Raw genomic sequence first — 16,803 nt, 5'->3', positions numbered from 1 at the left:
TCGTTTCGCAAGGAGGGTTAACCGTGAAGCATAAGCTCAGAGCAACGCTGCTGACATCGATTGCTGCTGTAATGTTTGCCGCATCGCCATTTACGGCCATGGCTGAGGAAGCCGCGCAGCCGGAGGCGCTTGGCACAACATTCGAAGACTCGCTCGACCAGAAGGATACGGATCGCTGGTATGCCTCGAACGGCTGGTCCAATGGCGGCACTTTTCTTAGCGGCTGGAGAGATGACCATGTCGTCTTTCAAGACGGCAAGCTGAAATTGCTGATTGACGACAAACCATGTGCGGAGGATAAGGCGCTTTGCTCCGATAAGCCTTATGCTTCGGGGGAATATTCAACGACGCAGCGTTACGGATACGGGAAGTTCGAGGTTCGGATGAAGGCGGTCAAAGGGGACGGAGTCGTAACCGGCTTTTTCACCTATGGAGCGGATTCGGATGGCAAGGCGGATGAGATTGACATCGAGATTCTTGGCAAAAACACGACCCAATTCGAAACCAACTATTTTACTAAGGGCGTTGGCATGCATTCGACGATCATTCCGCTTGGCTTCGATGCGGCCGATGATTTCCATGATTACGCATTTGAATGGGCTCCGGATTCGATCAAATGGTATGTGGACGGCAAGCTTGTTCATACGGAAGATGGCTCAAGGGGGGCGCTTCCCTCTGCTCCCGGTTATATTTTAGCGAATATGTGGCCGGCTACGAAGACCAATGGCTGGGCTAACGAGTATGTGTATCCGGGCACGACCCAGATTGCTGAGGTTGACCGGATCGCTTATACGCTGCCGAAGCGGCAACCAGGGACTAGCGTGGATCCAGCCCTTCCTAAGGGACAATCCGTTAGCCTCATGATCCGGGATGAGCGAGAGCCTGCAGTGTTCAAGCTAGGCCAGACGGAAATGGCGCCTCTTCGTTTTCTAATGGAAGGTTTGAATGCAACCGTGCAATGGGACGCGGCAAAGCATCAAATCGTGGTGCGGGACGCGGTTTCCAAATCGGAAATGATTTTTAAGGCGGGCTCGAATGTTGCTTACGTTAACGGCAAGAAGCTGGTCATGAAAAGCGCTGTTTGGTTGGAAAATGGTGTTGCCTACGTTCCGCTGCTCGTTCTGACGGAAACGATCGGAGCCAAGCTGACCCGGGATGAAGCGACTCATCAAGTAAAAATCAGCAGATGAAATGAAGTTAAGATTTAACGGCAGTTGGCAGCTAAAATAACAAAAATAAAACATAACGAGTTGGAAGCCGGGAATATTAGAATTGTGCGAGCTGCTCGATTCGCCGCGAAGAGACATCCGGCTCTCCAAACTCGGAAATGGATATGGGAGCGAGTGGCTTGAACTATTATTTAGGAGTAGACGGCGGAGGGAGCAAAACGCTCGCAGTCGTTTCTGATGCTGCAGGCACTATTCTCGGTCGAGGCGTGAGCGGATGCGGCAACCACCAATTAGGAGTCGAGCTCGCCAGCCGCAATATTCGAGAAGCAGTCACGATGGCGTTGCTCGAAGCAAAAATCGAGCAATCCGAAATTGCGTTCGCGATGTTTGGTTTGGCAGGCGCGGACCGTGAAGCAGACTTTCTCATCCTGCGTCCGATGATTGCGAAACTAGGCTTCGATAACCATGCAATCGTATGCGATACGGTCATTGGCCTGAGAGCGGGAACAAGGCAAAAGGACGGGGTCGTGATCATATGCGGCAGCGGAACGAATTGTTATGGCATGAATAAGCAAGGAGACGTTATGCAATGCGGCGGTTTTGGCTACGCCTTTGGCGACTTTGGCGGAGGCTCTGATCTGGCGGTGGAAGTGTTTCGATCCGTTATTCGCTCATGGGAGGGAAGAGAGGCGGAAACGCTGCTAACGCAGGCTGCTTTGCGAATGCTCCAATTTGCGTCCGTTGAACAAATGTACAGCCGTTATCTGGATGAAGGATTAAGAGTACCGTACCATTTGGCGAAAATCCTGTTTGAAGTGGCTGGAGAAGATGAGGTTGCACGCGGCATCTTGCGCCGGCAAGGAACTGAGCTTGGGCTAGCCGCGAGTGCGGTCATCCGTAAGCTAGGCATGCAAAATGATAGATTTGATTTGGTGATGGTTGGCAGCATTTTGACACGAGGGGATAGTCAATATGTAACGCCGTACATTGAGAAGGAAATAAGAGAGGCAGCTCCGGCATGCACGCTGCGAATGCTTGCGATGGAGCCGGTTGCGGGAGCCGTTCTGCTTGCCATGGAATATTCAAATTGCGATATCGCGGCTAATGTCTATGAACAATTGGAAGCAAAATTATCGGTGAAGGAGATTCGAACAGCATGAGTAATCGACTGAAAATTGCCGTCATAGGCGGAGGTTCATCCTATACGCCTGAACTTATAGAAGGATTTATCAACAATTACGCTACCTTCCCGGTAACGGAGATTGTGTTGGTTGATATCCCGGAAGGATCACGAAAGCTATCTATCGTCGGGCAGCTTGCCCAGCGGATGGTTGCAAAATCCGGCCTTCCGATTGAGGTCAAGCTGACGCTTGATCGGCGGTCGGCATTAGAAGGCGCCGATTACGTGTCGACCCAAATGCGGGTCGGTCTGCTGGAAGCTCGCCGCTGGGATGAGACGATCCCTTTGAAGTATGGCATGATCGGGCAGGAAACGACCGGCCCGGGCGGCATGTTGAAGGGTCTTCGTACAATTCCTGTCCTTCTTGATATATGCCGAGATATGGAAGAGCTGTGCCCCGACGCTTGGCTGCTTAATTTCACCAATCCTGCCGGGATGGTGACGGAAGCCATTAATAAACATTCGAGCATCTGTTCGGTAGGTTTATGCAATTCGCCGATAGCAGCTTACAAATGGCTGTCTTCGTTGTATTCCGTCCCTGTTGATCGCATTCATTGTGATTTCGTCGGTCTTAATCATCTGCATTGGATCAATCATATTACAGTAAATGGCGAGCCTAAGCTATCCGAGCTGCTCGGCAACCGCGATGGCTATTCTGCTAAAAACGTCCCGCAATATGATTGGAATGCCACTCTGCTTCGCTCTCTCGGGGCTATTCCGTCTTATTATTTAAAATACTTCTATCTTCATCGCGAAATTCTCGCCGAGCAGCAGGCAGCCGCGCTTCGTGGCGAGACACGCGCCGAAACGGTGAAGCGGCTTGAGGATGAGTTGTTTGAAATTTATCTCAATCCGGAGCTCTCCGAGAAGCCGAAGCAGCTTGAGCAGCGCGGAGGCGCGTACTACTCGGAGGCGGCCGTGAAGCTAATGAATTCCCTTCATAATGATTCGGGGGATATTCAGACCTTGAATGTATCCAACCAAGGCATTCTTGATTTTCTGCCTGATGACGCCTGTATCGAAGTGAACTGCCGAGTAACGAAGCAAGGCCCCATTCCTCAGCCGGTATCCGCGGTACCTTCTTCTGTAAAGGGACTGATCCACGCGGTGAAAACATATGAACAGATGACGATCGAAGCGGCAATTACCGGCGACAGGGGGGTGGCCTTACTGGCACTTGCGCATCATCCGCTTGTTTCTTCCGCAAATGATGCGGAGCGGATGCTTGAGGAGATGCTGGAGAAAAACAAAACGTATTTACCACTGTTTTTTTAGTAATTCCACTCTGAGAAAGAGGTGTGTATTCATGAACATGGTAATTAGCGGCAAGAAACGAATGATAGCATTAATGGCGGCTTGTACGCTGCTTCTCACTATAATGCTGCCTAAACAAACTTTTGCAGCAGACGCAGCGTTTGATGAACCGCTAAATGCGCTGAATTCCAATTTATTCTACACTTCGGACGGCTGGGGCAACGGCGTGGATTTTGGCGTAGGCTGGCGGGCGGCTAACCAAGAATTTAATAATGGCATTATGGCTTTGCGATTGGATAATACAGGCTGCCCTGCGAGCTGTTCAGGCAAAAACTATGCTTCGGGCGAATATTCGACGAATGTAAGATACGGTTACGGGCGGGTTGAGGCGCGGATTAAAGCGGCTAAGGGCACGGGACTTGTTACTGGCCTCTTCACTTATTCGGGCCAAGCGGCAGGCACGTCAAACGATGAAATCGACATTGAAATATTGGGCAAAGACACAACGAAGCTTGAAGCCAACTACTTTACGAATGGTGTCGGCCAGCATAGCACGATTATCGATCTTGGATTCGACTCTTCCTTGGCTTTTCACAATTATGCTTTCGAATGGTCCCCAACTTACATCAAATGGTACGTAGACGGTAATTTGGTGCATACGGAGAACGGATCGCGGGGCGCGCTCCCTACAAGCCCCGGTTATATTATGGCGAACCTGTGGTCAGGTGCGGGACCGGCTGAAATATGGACTGGACCATTCGTATACTCGGGCACGCCAAGCCGGGCTTACTACGATTGGATCAAATTCACGCCAGCAAGCGACCTTCCTACAGGAGAAGTGGAAGGAACGGGGCTTACGGCGAACTACTACAACAACATGGATTTTACTTCGCTAAAAGCTACAAGGACCGATGCGACTGTAAACTTCGACTGGGGCCTTGGCGCTCCGATGCCATCTATGGATGCAGATACCTTCTCGGTAAGATGGACGGGCAAAGTGAAGCCTCAATATTCGGGGACGTACACCTTTTATACGAGCTCCGATGATGGCGTCAAGGTATGGGTGAATAATCAGCTCATCATCAATAAATGGGTGGATCAAGCCACGACGGAATGGTCCGGAACGATTCAACTGACAGCGGGGCAGAAGTACGATATTAAGGTTGAATATTACGATAATACGGAAGATGCAGTAGCTAAGCTATCTTGGTCTAGTGCGTCTCAAGCGAAACAAATCATTCCGCAAAATAGGCTTTATTTGAATTAACGATTGGATGATCCTCCGTAACAACAAGTGTTGCGGAGGATCATTTTTCGAAAATAACCCCTTAAATTCACATTTCAACATTTTTTAAGACGCTGGCCATCCTGGTTCTCCTTTTATGGAGCGCGGCTGTTCTTTATCCGCTTCTATGGACATTATTTGGCGCGCTTGAGGATAATCCGCAATTTCTAACGAACAAACCGTGGTCTCTGCCCGAAATGCCTCTGCACTGGAACCATTTTTCTTATGTGTGGAAAACCTACCATTTCGGCGATTATTTCTTGAATTCCGTGTACGTAACTTTAATTAGCTCCGTCATGTCCATTTTTTTATCCACAACAACCGCATATGTCATTGCCCGTTTTGACTTCCTTCCAAATACACGCTGCCAGTAGGGATTGCGATCATGCAAGGGGAGATGCAGTACAGGACCGAGTGGGGGCCTCTATTCGCCGGATTGTTAATTTCGATGGTGTCCGTTGTTCTCCTCTATCTGTTTTTTCAGCGATACATCGTGACAGGAATAACCGCGGGGGCGGTCAAATAATGGGGTCAAATGCACGGTTAGCTCATCGTTAAGCTGACCGTGCATTTTTTACTCTAATCCGCGTTGGTGCGTTTGCGCAGCTCGGACGGAGGGATACCGAAATACGACGAAAATTGCTTCGAGAAATAATGGATGCCCGAATAACCGAGCTGTTCGGCGATGGAGGTTATGGAGCTGTCGCTTTCATGGAGCATCGCGTAGGCCCTCTGCATTTTGATCCGCACAAAACATTCTTTTGGCGTGAGGCCGGTCATTTTTTTGAAAATGCTGTAAAACTGCGATTTTTTTAACTGGCATAAATCAAGCCATTGCTCATAGGGCGGGTTGGTACCGGGAAACTGTTCCATCAGGTCGATAATTTTTTGAATCCGGTAATCAGGGATGTTATCCGATATTTTCAGATTGAACAATTGGAGAATCCAGCTGTACAGCATACTGCTTACGATCTCTTCCTTAAAATGGATATCGAGCCGGCTCAGCCTAACCAGATGAATGAAAGTCTGAATCAGCTCCGGGTAGCGGGAAAGCTGGAGTGTGCCCGTTAATGGCTCGATGACCGCGCTATCTGGTATCACCGTCATCCATTCAGCGTTAAAATCCTCGGGAGGGTTAAAGCAAAGATGGATGCGGGTATCTTTTTTGGTATAAAAATCACAGTACAGATCATAGGAGGCTATAGGCTGTGATTCGGAAATATGAAAGGAATGGTTGGTTCCCGGCGGAATAAAGACGAGCGTCCCTTTCCTCAGAGGAAAAGTGCGGCCAGCCATAAGCACAGTGCCGATCCCTTTATCGATCAGGTGAAAGGCGCAGCAGTAGCCGCAGCGGTTTTTCTCCTTGAGCGTCCCGGAGTAGGCGTGATAATGGGCGGCTCTTATGGAAGGCTTAATGGAAACAATCGATGATTCTATACGCACAAGGCAACCACCTCACTCTTGATCATGGGAAGCTTCAATAGAAAGCGCTTTATTTAAGGGTAAACCTCCAATTAGAGGCTGTCAATGACCGTGATTCACGGCGGATGAACGACTTGCGCCTTCATTTTCATATTTTGCTGGAAATCTCTATAAAGCAGCGGAATTTCATCTAAATACTTTAGCAGCCCTAAGCCGGATAATGAGCAGCAGGATGAAAATACGGAGAACAGCCCGATCGAATTGGAGGTTATACAAATGAGCGATTATAACGAAGCATCTGCGGTCATTATTAGCAGTCAAGATATAAAGGCAGCGCTGTCGGTTGGCAACTATTCGCTATCCCGCTTGCAAGAGCTGGGCTTGAAAGAAGCTCCGCTAAGCTCAATTCAAGTGGCAAAAGGCTTTCAAGCTGTCATTTATGCCGAGGATCATTTCAAGGGTGACTCCCGGGTGCTGAACGGTGAGCCCGTTTTAGAAAACATAATGCTGAAGAAGGGCAATCCCCTTTTGAAAATAGCCTCTATGAGAGTACTGGCGCCTTCCGTGCTGGAGGCGGATGATCATGATAGTCAGGCGATTCAGCACGCGCTGGACGGATGGTGGCCGCAGTCGCTTGTAAATATGGAGAACCGGCTGGCTTGGTGGCGCGAGGCTCGGCTGGGCTGTTTCATTCATTGGGGAGTCTACTCGATTACGGGCGGGAGATGGAAAGGCGAGAAATCGCAAGGATATGCCGAGCATTTGATGCGGGCGAAAAAAATCGGCCATAAGGAATACAAGGAAGCCTTTATCGATAAGTTTAGCCCGGAGCATTTTGACGCGGAAGCGTGGGTTCGGCTGATTAAAGCCGCTGGCATGAAGTATGTGGTGATTACGGCTAAGCACCATGACGGATTCTCGATGTATCCATCGGATGCTTATCCGTTTGATATCCGCATGACGCCGTTTCAGCGCGATCCGTTGCTTGAGCTTAAAGAGGCTTGTGCCAGGCACGGCATGAAGTATGGCTTTTATTACTCCCACGCATTTGACTGGGAGCATCCCGATGCGCCGGGCAATGACTGGGAATATACGAATCCGGGCGGAGATCTTCGGCTATATGAAGGGGATGGGAAGCTGTGGCATTCGGAGCATCCGGAGCTTTTGCCGAGAACGGCTAATTATTATGTTGACCAAAAAGCCATTCCGCAGATTTTGGAGCTGATACGCGTCTATGAACCTGATATTTTATGGTTTGATACGCCGCATAAATTGCCGTTATCGGAAAATTTAAAGATTTTGGAGGCGATCAGGGAGGCTGATGACCGGGTTGTCGTGAATGGCCGCCTTGCGGCGGGCCGTGGATTTTATACGTTTGCGGATTATGTGAATACTGCGGATCGCGCGCTTGAAATTTTCCCATGCGAGGGTGATTGGGAGAGCATTCCGACGACTAATGAATCCTATGGTTATTCGATAGATGACCACAGCCATAAGCCGGCTTCGGCATTTATCGAGCTCTTAGCGAAATCCGCAGCGCGCGGCGGCAATATGCTGATGAATTTGGGGCCGAAGGGCAATGGGGAGATCGACGAACGGGATACGCCTATTTTGCAGGAAATTGGGGCGTGGCTCGCTGTTAACGGGGACAGTATTTACGGGACATCGAGAACGCCGCTGGAAGTGCAGCAATGGGGCGAATCGACGAAAAAAGCGAATAAGCTGTACCTTCACGTTTTTCAGTGGCCGAAGGACGGAGAGTTGGTGCTGGGTGGCCTGATGAATGTTATTCGCAAAGCATGGCTGCTATCCGATCAGGAGCAAAAGCCTCTGGAAACCAAAAGGCTGAATTACTACGATTGGCTCATTCATGTCCCTTTGATGGCTCCGGATTCCACCAACAGTGTTATAGCCGTGGAAGTAGATGGCGAGATCAGGACTCATGCGGGCCGCCTCCTTAGCGAAAAAGGGATTAATGTCTTAAGAAGCTTTGACGCGGAAGTCAGTCAGGGAATGAAATACGGAGACGGGAAGAAAGGAAATGATTATATTTGCAACTGGACGAGCTTGAATCAGCGGGTGATTTGGAAGGTTCGGTTAAATCATTCTATGAAAACAAGGCTATCGTTAACATACAGCACAGCAGAAGCGGTGGATGCGGGAGTTGTCCGGATTGCCTTGGGGGATGAGACTATGGAGAAACGCGTCAAACGAACGGAAAGTCCAAAGGAAACCGCAACGCTGGCATGCGAATTTGTGATTTCCGCCGGTGAGCATGACCTATCTATCACGCCTGTGCAAATGGAAGGGAAGGAGCTGATGAGGCTTTATTCGGTGACGCTTGCTCCGCTTGACTTGTATGATAATCTTGGAAAAAGCTTTGCGGAATGTGATGCAACGGATGTGGGAGACTGAGGAATAAGATACACGCAGCAATAAGCCCATAGATTTCGCCAACCCGGCGATGTCTATGGGCTTTTATTTTGGCTATTTACCAATAAACCGTTTAAATCGAACAAATGGCTGGGCTTGTCATTGAATACTCGTGTATAATCTCTTAAAATAAGCAAGGTAAGCGCTTTCTCTGAAGAATAGGCATTCGTGCTTTTATACAAGGAGTGATAGAGATGAAGAGGAACTGGTACCGCCGCATGCTGCTTTCCTATTTCCCGATTTTTTTGTTTACGGTGACGATTTTGATCTTTTTGTCCTTTATTGTTGTCAATGATATTTCGCACAAGGAAACGGTCAAGGCGGACCGGATAACGACCAGCTATATGGTGGACAGGCTGTCCCGTTCCCTCAAGGATATCGAGATGGACGTGCTTGAAGAGATAGGGAAAAACCACCGTTACCGCGATTTTCTGAATATTAGACTAACGGACGATAACAGCCAGGTGATCTTCGATGTCGTCGATAGCATGCGCACGCTCATCGCAAGCGACAGCTTGCTGGATTCGATTTATGTGTATCGCACGGAGGATAAGCAGGTGCTGACGCGCAGCGGGCAAGTGGGCTGGGAGTCGTTCGCAGACAAGGCGTTCATTGAGCAGGCGCTGGCGAACCCGGACAGCCATGGTTGGTCGATCGTGCGCCCCTACCATGAATTCAGCACGGAGAAGGATAAACGCGTAATTTCCATTTACAAAAGAGAGCCGCTGCCATTCGGAACCGAGGGTCTCGTCGTCATTAACGTCGATATGTATGCGGTCGAGCAAATGATCAGGTCGATGAATAACGGAGGCGTCTCCTTCGTAGATGTGCTTGACGCGGCCGGGACGCCGTTGTTTTCCACAAGGGGGGCAGGTCAATCCGGCAATGCGGAGGGCGGCAAAGTGCTGAACCGCTTATCCGTGGAGCTGACAGGCTGGTCATTCGAGAGCGGCATTGCCGCAGGACAGCTGTTCATGTGGGTGTCGGTCATCTCGTATGTGTGGGTTGTAATCGGCCTGCTCACCGTTGTATTTGCTATTTTTTACATCATTTATATAACAAGAAAAAACTATAAGCCGATCCGGGTCATGATGAACAGAATCGAATCGATACAGCTGCGGGAGGATGCGTTTGGACTGAAGATGGACGAATTGTCCATGATCGACCATACGCTGGAGAGCCTCATACAGCAAACGGCTGATTTCGAGAAGGAGCAGCGCGAAAATCTGCTCGTGAGCCGGCGGCAGCTGTTCCACGATATGATGCAGGGCAGCGGCCCAGAAAAGGTTACTGAACGTTTAGCGAAGCTGGGATTGCTTCCGGCAGGCGAGAAGCCGCAGCAATTGGCGTTCGTGGTCGTTGAGATCGGGCGCTATCGCGATTTTAGCAGCGATTTTTCAACGCGGGACCAGCATACGTTGAAGTTTGCTTTAACCAACGTGCTTCAGGAGCTGGCGCAAGCGGACGGCATGTACGGCTGGGCGGAGTGGATTGCGGAGAACCGGATGGGGATGATCGTCGGTTTAAGCGGCGGAAGTGTCCCCGCAAGAGAGAAAATTCGTGAATTCGCCGATAAAGGCAGGATTTGGGTGGCTGAGCATTTGCGGCTGTCGCTGCTTTTTGGCGTCGGACATGTGGAACGGGAATGGGAGAAGGTCGGGCTCTCTTATAAGGCGGCAATTGACGTGCTGCTGCATAAGATGTCCCTCGGCAAACAATCGGTCGTGATGAGCGAGGATCTGCCGGATGAAGCAGGCCGGAAATGGTATGCCTATCTGCAGCATGGCTCCGGGCTTGTCAAGGAATTCAGGCTTTTAACGGGCGAATGGCGTGCGCATTTGGAGAGATTGTTCGAGCATTTGGAGAAAGACTGCCTGAAGGATGAGGACATTAGGATGGTTTTGCTGACGATGATGGATATGCTCGGGAGCGAGCTGTCGGATATGTCCGACGAGCTGCACAGCCATTTCAAAGGTCCAGAGGCGAAGGCCAAGCAGGGTGAAGCCGACGATACCGCGACGCTAGACGAATTAAAAGCTTATTACTTTGAGCGGCTGACGGATATATACCGCACTTATGTCGCGCACAGCGAAACGAAAAACCATCGCGCAATGATAAACGAATTGAAGGCATATATCGAGGAGAATTTCGAGAACCCGGATTTATCGTTAAAGCACTTGAGCGACCGGTTCCATATATCGGGCAAATACGCCAGCTATTTATTCAAAGAAGAATTTAATATGAAGTTTGTTGATTTTATCGTTCAGCTTCGTATGGAGCGGGCGGAGGAGCTGCTCGCGACTACCGAGGAGTCGGTGCAAAATATTGCCCTTCAGGTGGGATATGCGAATTCGATTACGTTCGGCCGCGTGTTCAAGCGAATCGCCGGTGTAACGCCGGGAGACTATAGAAAGCTGAAGATTAAGCCCGGAAAAGCCCGTCATACCGAGGATATTTGAAAATTGTTTATTGCACGACTACGGTCATTGTATACAGATAATGGGAAAAGAAGCAGGAGTTTATCGATTGGAAACTAGTTTATTGCTGCCTCTTCGGATGCCATGCCATACTGTGGTCATTCCGAATCGGGCTGCAGCAGCATTTCTGAAAGCGTTATCCTGAAATGTCGAGCGGCCTGCCCGGTACAATGTTACATCATTCATAGAGGGGGCTTGGAACGATGATTGGAAGCAAAAAAGGAAGAGGAATGTTGGGTAAGAAGAAAGCGGTTTTGGCGATTGGCTTAGCTTGTTCCTTATTATTTACGGCATGCTCGGCAAACTCGGCAAACTCGAAAGAGGAAGCATCAGGCAATAAGAATGGGGGAACGTCAAAGGAGCGGGTAACGCTTAAGGTTGAGGTGTTCGATAGAGGCAACTCGCCGGCCGGCTCCACGATTACGGACAACTACATGACGAAATTTATTCAAAAGAATTTCGGAGATCCGAACAACATTAATATGGAGTTTGTACCGGTTCCGCGTTCGGAGGAGGTCGAGAAGCTGAATGTGCTGATGGCCAGCGGCAGCAACGTGCCGGACATCGTCTTTACTTATGATCCGAATACATTTAACCGTTACGCCAAACAGGGCGGCTTGACCGATATCGGACCGCTTCTTGAGCAGGCGCCGAATTTGAAAGCATTTCTGGGCGATGAAGTTCTCGGCTACGGCCAGTTCCAAGGCACACAGTTCGCGATTCCTGCAAAGCGGTCGAATGTAGGCAAATACGCGTCCTTCATCCGTCAAGACTGGCTGGATAAGCTGAATATGCCGGTTCCGCAAACGACAGAAGAGCTGTATGAAACGTTGAAAGCGTTTAAGGAGAAAGATCCGGGCGCAACGGGCGGACAGGTTATTCCACTCGGCATGACGATCGCGTCCGCTCAATACGAGCCGCTGGTTTGGTCTTTCATTAAGCCGGTGTCGGAGGAACAAAAATATACGCTGACGCAGCAGCTTGGTTCGAACGATTATCCGACGCTTCTGCCGGGCTTTAAAGATGCGCTGCAATTTATGAACAAGCTGTACAACGAAGGTTTGATGAGCAAGGATTTTGGCCTCGACAAGGATAAGAAAAAACTGGGTGAAGGCGTGTCCACGGGGAAGATCGGCTTCTTTAGCGAGGACGATATCAATCCATTTTACGAGAACGGCTCTAACGATACGCTGCTGAGCAACGTTCCTGACGCGAAGCTCGTTTCCGTTGACGTATTCACCAATGAAGAAGGCAAACATGCCAAGCCGATGTACGCGCCGAACGGTCTTTACATCATGATTCCAAAATCGAGCGAGCGTGCGGCCGAGGCCGTCAAATATTTGGAATGGATGACGAGCGGCGATAATTTGTTCAATTTGCAAAACGGCATTGAGGGCGAAAATTATACGATGGTCGACGAAATTCCGGTCGTTGTTGAAAATCCGACCGAGGAAGCGTTGAACCGTATGTACAATGTAGGCGACATGGTTATTATCTCAAACGGAAAGCAGCTGGGCAGCATGGAGAAAAACTTGAAGGCGAGAGCGCTTCAAATGCCGACGAAATTCCAGGAGCAGGTGGAAGCTGCGCAAAAGATAGCGAATTCCGATGTGATTCCGCCCGTGCTAATGGACAGACCGATCGAGGCGCAAACGAAATATGGCACCACTTTGCTCGACAAATTTAATGAGATGATCGTTAAGACAACGATGGCGAAGACGGAGCAGTTCGACAGCGTTTATGAAACGATGATGAAGGACTACATGGCAAGCGGAGGCCAGGCGATTCTGGACGAGAGAACGTCTGTTTACAAAGAGATGCAGGCGAAATAATGCGCTGAGCAAAATGGGCCGCGGCGACGGAACGAGGAAAAGCAACTTCCTCGTTCCTGCGCCAAACCGATGCATAAGGAGGAGACCGCTATGAGCAATACCGCCTATTTCCGCAGATACTGGCAGCTGTACGCACTGCTGGTTTTGCCGCTGTCTTATTTCATTATTTTCAAATACGGACCGATGTACGGAATCCAAATCGCATTTAAAGACTTTAACTTCTTTCAGGGCATAACGGGAAGTGAATGGATCGGCTTCGAGGCGTTCAAGGAAGTTTTCGGCATGCGCGATTTTTATTTGACGCTGCGCAATACGCTGATGCTTAATTTTCTGGATTTGCTCATGTCGTTCCCAGCGCCGCTTATTTTGGCCATCATGTTATACGAGATGAAAACGTTGTGGTTCAAGAAGCTGTCGCAAACGATACTCTACATTCCGCATTTTATTTCATGGGTCATTATCGGAGGAATCGTCTATCAGGTGTTCGGCACGGAATCAGGCATGATCAATAATTTGATTACGTCGATTGGTTTTGACGCTATACCGTTTCTAACAGACAAAAACGATTGGCTCATTACCTATTTGCTTGTCGGCGTGTGGCAAAGCGCCGGCTGGGGGACGATTATTTACTTGGCTGCCCTTACCGGCATCAACAAGGAGCTGTTCGAGGCTGCCGGCATTGACGGAGCAGGCAGGCTGAAGCGCATTTGGCATATTACGCTTCCAGGCCTTAAGCCGACGATCGTTGTGCTGCTCATCATTAATTTGGGCCATATGATTTCTATCGGCTTCGAACGCCCGTATGTCATCGGCAATTTGGCCGTACGCGAATATTCTGACGTGCTCAGTACGTTCGTGTACCGAATCGGACTCCAATCAGGCCAGTACACGCTGGCAACGGTTGTCGGTTTATTCCAAGCGGTCGTAGGTCTTGTCTTCGTGCTCGGAGCTAACTATACGTCGAAGAAGCTTACCGATGAAGGCATCATGTAGAAGCGATCGCAGCAAACGATCCATCCTGAATTCGATCATTTGAAAGGAGCGGACGCTATGAAAGAGCAAACCGCTAACCGCGTATTCGATACCGCCAACTTTATCATTCTACTCGTTTGCACGTTGATATGTCTGGCTCCATTTCTTCATATAGCAGCTATTTCACTGAGCTCGGCTGGTCCGATTCTCTCCGGTAAGGTGAGCCTCATTCCGGTTGATTTAAATCTTGAAGCTTATGTCAAAGTGTTTTCTGACGCGTCGATGATTCGCTCGCTTGGGTTTACGTTGCTATTGACCGGCTTGTTCACCGTGCTCAGCATGATTATGACGATTGCGATCGGTTATCCGCTGTCCAAAAAAAAGCTGAAGGGCCGCAAAGTATTTATGATCGTCGTCGTCGTTACGATGTTTTTCAGCGGCGGCATCATCCCCGAATATATTCTGATCCGGAATCTGCATCTGCTGGATACCATATGGGCGCTCGTGCTGCCCGGTTTGATCAACCCTTTTTATTTAATCATCTTGATTACGTTCTTTAATAACATTCCGGAAAGCTTGGAGGAGTCTGCGGAAATTGACGGCAGCAGCCACTTTCGGACCTTGCTGAGCATCATGCTGCCCTTGTCGCTTCCGGTCATTACGACGCTCAGCCTGTTTTATGCGGTGGGACGCTGGAACGGTTTTACGGACACGCTCATGTACATCAACAGTCCGGAGCTTTATCCGCTGCAGTTGAAGCTTTATCAGCTCATTCAAAACAACATGATTACCGATCTTCTGCAAATGGAAGGCGCGCAAATGGCGACCGTCGTCCCGGAAAGCTTGAAAGCGGCCAGCGTTATATTCGCGACCGTGCCGATTCTAATCGTTTACCCGTGGCTGCAGCGTTACTTCGTAAGCGGCGTAATGCTTGGCGCGGTGAAGGGTTAAGTGCTTCAGATATAGCTTGAAGGCGAAAAACGACTGACGAGGAAAGAGTGGGAGAACGAATGGACATTTACGACAAGCTGGTTTCTATCAATGACGGTTGTGTGCAAGACGGAATGGATCATCAGGTGCTCGATTGCGATAGCCGGTTTTACGGCGGGGTCATTGATCCCGCAAACGGCATCGCATGGCCGAGCCATGGCGGAACCCCGATGGTTATGGCTTTTTGGGCTTCCGCAATTACCAACGAGGATTCAAGGTTTTATCATGATCAAGAGCTGTTGCACCGGTTGGAGCTGAGCGCTCAGTACATGCTGCGGTTCCAGCATGCCGACGGCACGATATCACCGCCATGGACGAATATGCACTCGCCGCCGGATACCGCATTCGTCGTTAGCGGCCTTGCGCAAGTCCATGAGCTGCTTGCAGGCCATGCATGGGAGCCTTTGCGCCAAGCGGCGGAGGGAGTCCGGACATTTCTTGTGCGAACGATTCCTGCCTTGCTGACGGGAGGCTGCCACACCCCGAATCACCGCTGGGTCATTACGGCGGCGCTCGGGTTTATGTATCAAATGACTGGTCAGCCGGAGCTGAAGGCGAGAGCGGAGCAGTGGCTCGCGGAAGGAATCGACTGCACGGAGGACGGGGAGTGGACGGAGCGGAGCAACGGCATATACAATGCCGTGAGCGATATCGTCCTTATTTACGCGGCGGAGCTATTTGACCGGCCCGATCTGCTTGCGCCTGTGCGCCGTAATTTGCGGATGATGGCGTATATGATTCATCCGGACGGCGAAGTGGTGACGGATTATTCCGGCCGCCAAGATTTTGGCAGCACCTACAACATGGGCACTTATTTTCTTTCGGCCAAGCTGATGGCAAGCCTCGACAATGAGCCGCTGTTTGAAGCTATCGCCGCGCTTGCGGGCGAAGCGCTGACGCATCCGGGCGGCTTGCCCAATAACGCGCTGCTCGGCTTGTTGCGTTATCCGGAGCTTCGAGGCAGTTCGGTCGAGCGGGCAGAGCTGCCGGACAACTACCGGGTCGTCATCAACGGCAGCTTTCCGCGCGAGCGTTATTTGAGCGGGATGGAGGCGGCCGGACACGGAGGCAAAATCTATCACAGCCGGCTACATCCGGACTTTGGCGCTCCCGTAGCACGGCACAGAAGCGGGGCGACCAGCGCGACCGTCATAACCGAGACGAATTCTTTTTTTGCGCTGCGGCACGGCGCGGCGCGGCTGCTTGCGGTACAAATCGCCACATCCTTTGAGCCTGGCTTCGTCAAGCTGAAGCAGCTGGAAGAGCTGGAATCCGGTTACCGTTTAACGGCGACGGAGCGGAAGGGATACTACGGTCCCGTGGCGCAGAGCCAATTGCCGGAAACCGCCAGCGGGCCGGTCAGCCCTTGGTATTTGCTGCCGCATCATTTGAGGGAAGTCACGCACGAGCAGCAGCATGAGGTCGAGGTTGAGCTAACGGAGAGCGAGCATGGCTGGCGCATTCGCATCCGCTGCGAGCAGCCGGAAATTTTGATGACGCAAATCTCATTCGTATGCCATATGGAAGGTTCGCTATCGGGTGAGGGAATAGCGCCTGCAGCCGCTGGAACGTTGTTCTGGAAAGAGGGGACAGCCCGCTTAACTGCGGGTAAAGACTGGATTGAGCTGGACGGGGGCTCGCACGAGCACAGGGCCAAGGCTATTAACAATGCAAGCTATCCCGCGAATTGCCAAACACTGCTTGTAAATGTAATGACGCCATATGATAAGACGTTCGAAATCAGGCTGTCCGGCAAGGACATCAATGAGGGCAAACGGGAGGAGTGAGA

The 16,803-nt window shown here is 50.4% G+C and carries 11 protein-coding genes; 10 read left to right on the top strand and 1 reads right to left on the bottom strand.

Annotation, left to right across the window (positions count from 1 at the left end; all coding sequences use genetic code 11):
* Positions 1–23: 23 nt before the first annotated feature.
* From ADU23_RS31710 to bglS, 4 genes are all read left to right on the top strand, one after another.
* Complete coding sequence (locus tag ADU23_RS31710; protein WP_063845920.1) at positions 24–1,190, top strand: family 16 glycosylhydrolase; 1,167 nt, start codon at positions 24–26, stop codon at positions 1,188–1,190.
* A 158-nt stretch (positions 1,191–1,348) separates the two neighbouring features.
* Complete coding sequence (locus ADU23_RS00380) at positions 1,349–2,329, top strand: N-acetylglucosamine kinase (protein ID WP_053371922.1); 981 nt, start codon at positions 1,349–1,351, stop codon at positions 2,327–2,329.
* Entirely contained in the window at positions 2,326–3,624 is a 1,299-nt protein-coding gene (locus tag ADU23_RS00375) for a 6-phospho-beta-glucosidase (protein WP_053371921.1), read from the top strand. Before ADU23_RS00380 ends, ADU23_RS00375 begins: the two co-directional genes overlap by 4 nt.
* A 31-nt stretch (positions 3,625–3,655) precedes the next feature.
* On the top strand, positions 3,656–4,870 hold the full coding sequence (bglS, locus tag ADU23_RS31870) for a beta-glucanase (protein ID WP_082310944.1): 1,215 nt from the start codon (positions 3,656–3,658) through the stop codon (positions 4,868–4,870).
* A gap of 597 nt (positions 4,871–5,467) precedes the next feature.
* Here bglS and ADU23_RS00365 read toward each other — a convergent pair.
* The gene (locus ADU23_RS00365) at positions 5,468–6,331 is read right to left on the bottom strand and encodes an AraC family transcriptional regulator (RefSeq protein ID WP_053371920.1); all 864 of its coding nucleotides are present in this window, start codon (positions 6,329–6,331) and stop codon (positions 5,468–5,470) included.
* A 255-nt stretch (positions 6,332–6,586) separates the two neighbouring features.
* Between ADU23_RS00365 and ADU23_RS00360 the strand changes: the two genes are divergently transcribed.
* The 6 genes from ADU23_RS00360 to ADU23_RS00335 all read left to right on the top strand — a co-directional run bounded on the left by ADU23_RS00360 (position 6,587) and on the right by ADU23_RS00335 (position 16,801).
* Positions 6,587–8,725, top strand: a complete 2,139-nt coding sequence (locus ADU23_RS00360) for an alpha-L-fucosidase (protein ID WP_053371919.1) — start codon at positions 6,587–6,589, stop codon at positions 8,723–8,725.
* A gap of 212 nt (positions 8,726–8,937) precedes the next feature.
* Positions 8,938–11,202 (top strand): helix-turn-helix domain-containing protein, encoded by a 2,265-nt coding sequence (locus ADU23_RS00355; RefSeq protein ID WP_053371918.1) that lies wholly within the window; start codon positions 8,938–8,940, stop codon positions 11,200–11,202.
* 221 nt (positions 11,203–11,423) lie between these two features.
* Entirely contained in the window at positions 11,424–13,052 is a 1,629-nt protein-coding gene (locus ADU23_RS00350; protein WP_053371917.1) for an extracellular solute-binding protein, read from the top strand.
* 90 nt (positions 13,053–13,142) lie between these two features.
* Positions 13,143–14,045, top strand: coding sequence for an ABC transporter permease (locus tag ADU23_RS00345; protein ID WP_053371916.1), 903 nt, complete (start codon positions 13,143–13,145; stop codon positions 14,043–14,045).
* Between the two features lie 57 nt (positions 14,046–14,102).
* Positions 14,103–14,975, top strand: a complete 873-nt coding sequence (locus ADU23_RS00340) for a carbohydrate ABC transporter permease (RefSeq protein WP_053371915.1) — start codon at positions 14,103–14,105, stop codon at positions 14,973–14,975.
* Positions 14,976–15,034: 59 nt separating this feature from the next.
* Entirely contained in the window at positions 15,035–16,801 is a 1,767-nt protein-coding gene (locus tag ADU23_RS00335; RefSeq protein ID WP_053371914.1) for a hypothetical protein, read from the top strand.
* Positions 16,802–16,803: the final 2 nt, after the last annotated feature.

The organism is Paenibacillus sp. FJAT-27812, assembly GCF_001273905.1.
Taxonomy (GTDB): domain Bacteria; phylum Bacillota; class Bacilli; order Paenibacillales; family Paenibacillaceae; genus Pristimantibacillus.
The sequence above is the reverse complement of the archived record's forward strand: the minus strand, read 5'-3'. Positions and strand labels throughout refer to the sequence as shown.

Excerpts from the sequence above, each read along its gene's own strand:
- ADU23_RS00375 (WP_053371921.1), top strand. The coding sequence starts at position 2,326 with ATGAGTAATCGACTGAAAATTGCCGTCATAGGCGGAGGTTCATCCTAT.
- bglS (WP_082310944.1), top strand. The coding sequence starts at position 3,656 with ATGAACATGGTAATTAGCGGCAAGAAACGAATGATAGCATTAATGGCG.
- ADU23_RS00360 (WP_053371919.1), top strand. The coding sequence starts at position 6,587 with ATGAGCGATTATAACGAAGCATCTGCGGTCATTATTAGCAGTCAAGAT.
- ADU23_RS00355 (WP_053371918.1), top strand. The coding sequence starts at position 8,938 with ATGAAGAGGAACTGGTACCGCCGCATGCTGCTTTCCTATTTCCCGATT.
- ADU23_RS00350 (WP_053371917.1), top strand. The coding sequence starts at position 11,424 with ATGATTGGAAGCAAAAAAGGAAGAGGAATGTTGGGTAAGAAGAAAGCG.
- ADU23_RS00345 (WP_053371916.1), top strand. The coding sequence starts at position 13,143 with ATGAGCAATACCGCCTATTTCCGCAGATACTGGCAGCTGTACGCACTG.
- ADU23_RS00340 (WP_053371915.1), top strand. The coding sequence starts at position 14,103 with ATGAAAGAGCAAACCGCTAACCGCGTATTCGATACCGCCAACTTTATC.
- ADU23_RS00335 (WP_053371914.1), top strand. The coding sequence starts at position 15,035 with ATGGACATTTACGACAAGCTGGTTTCTATCAATGACGGTTGTGTGCAA.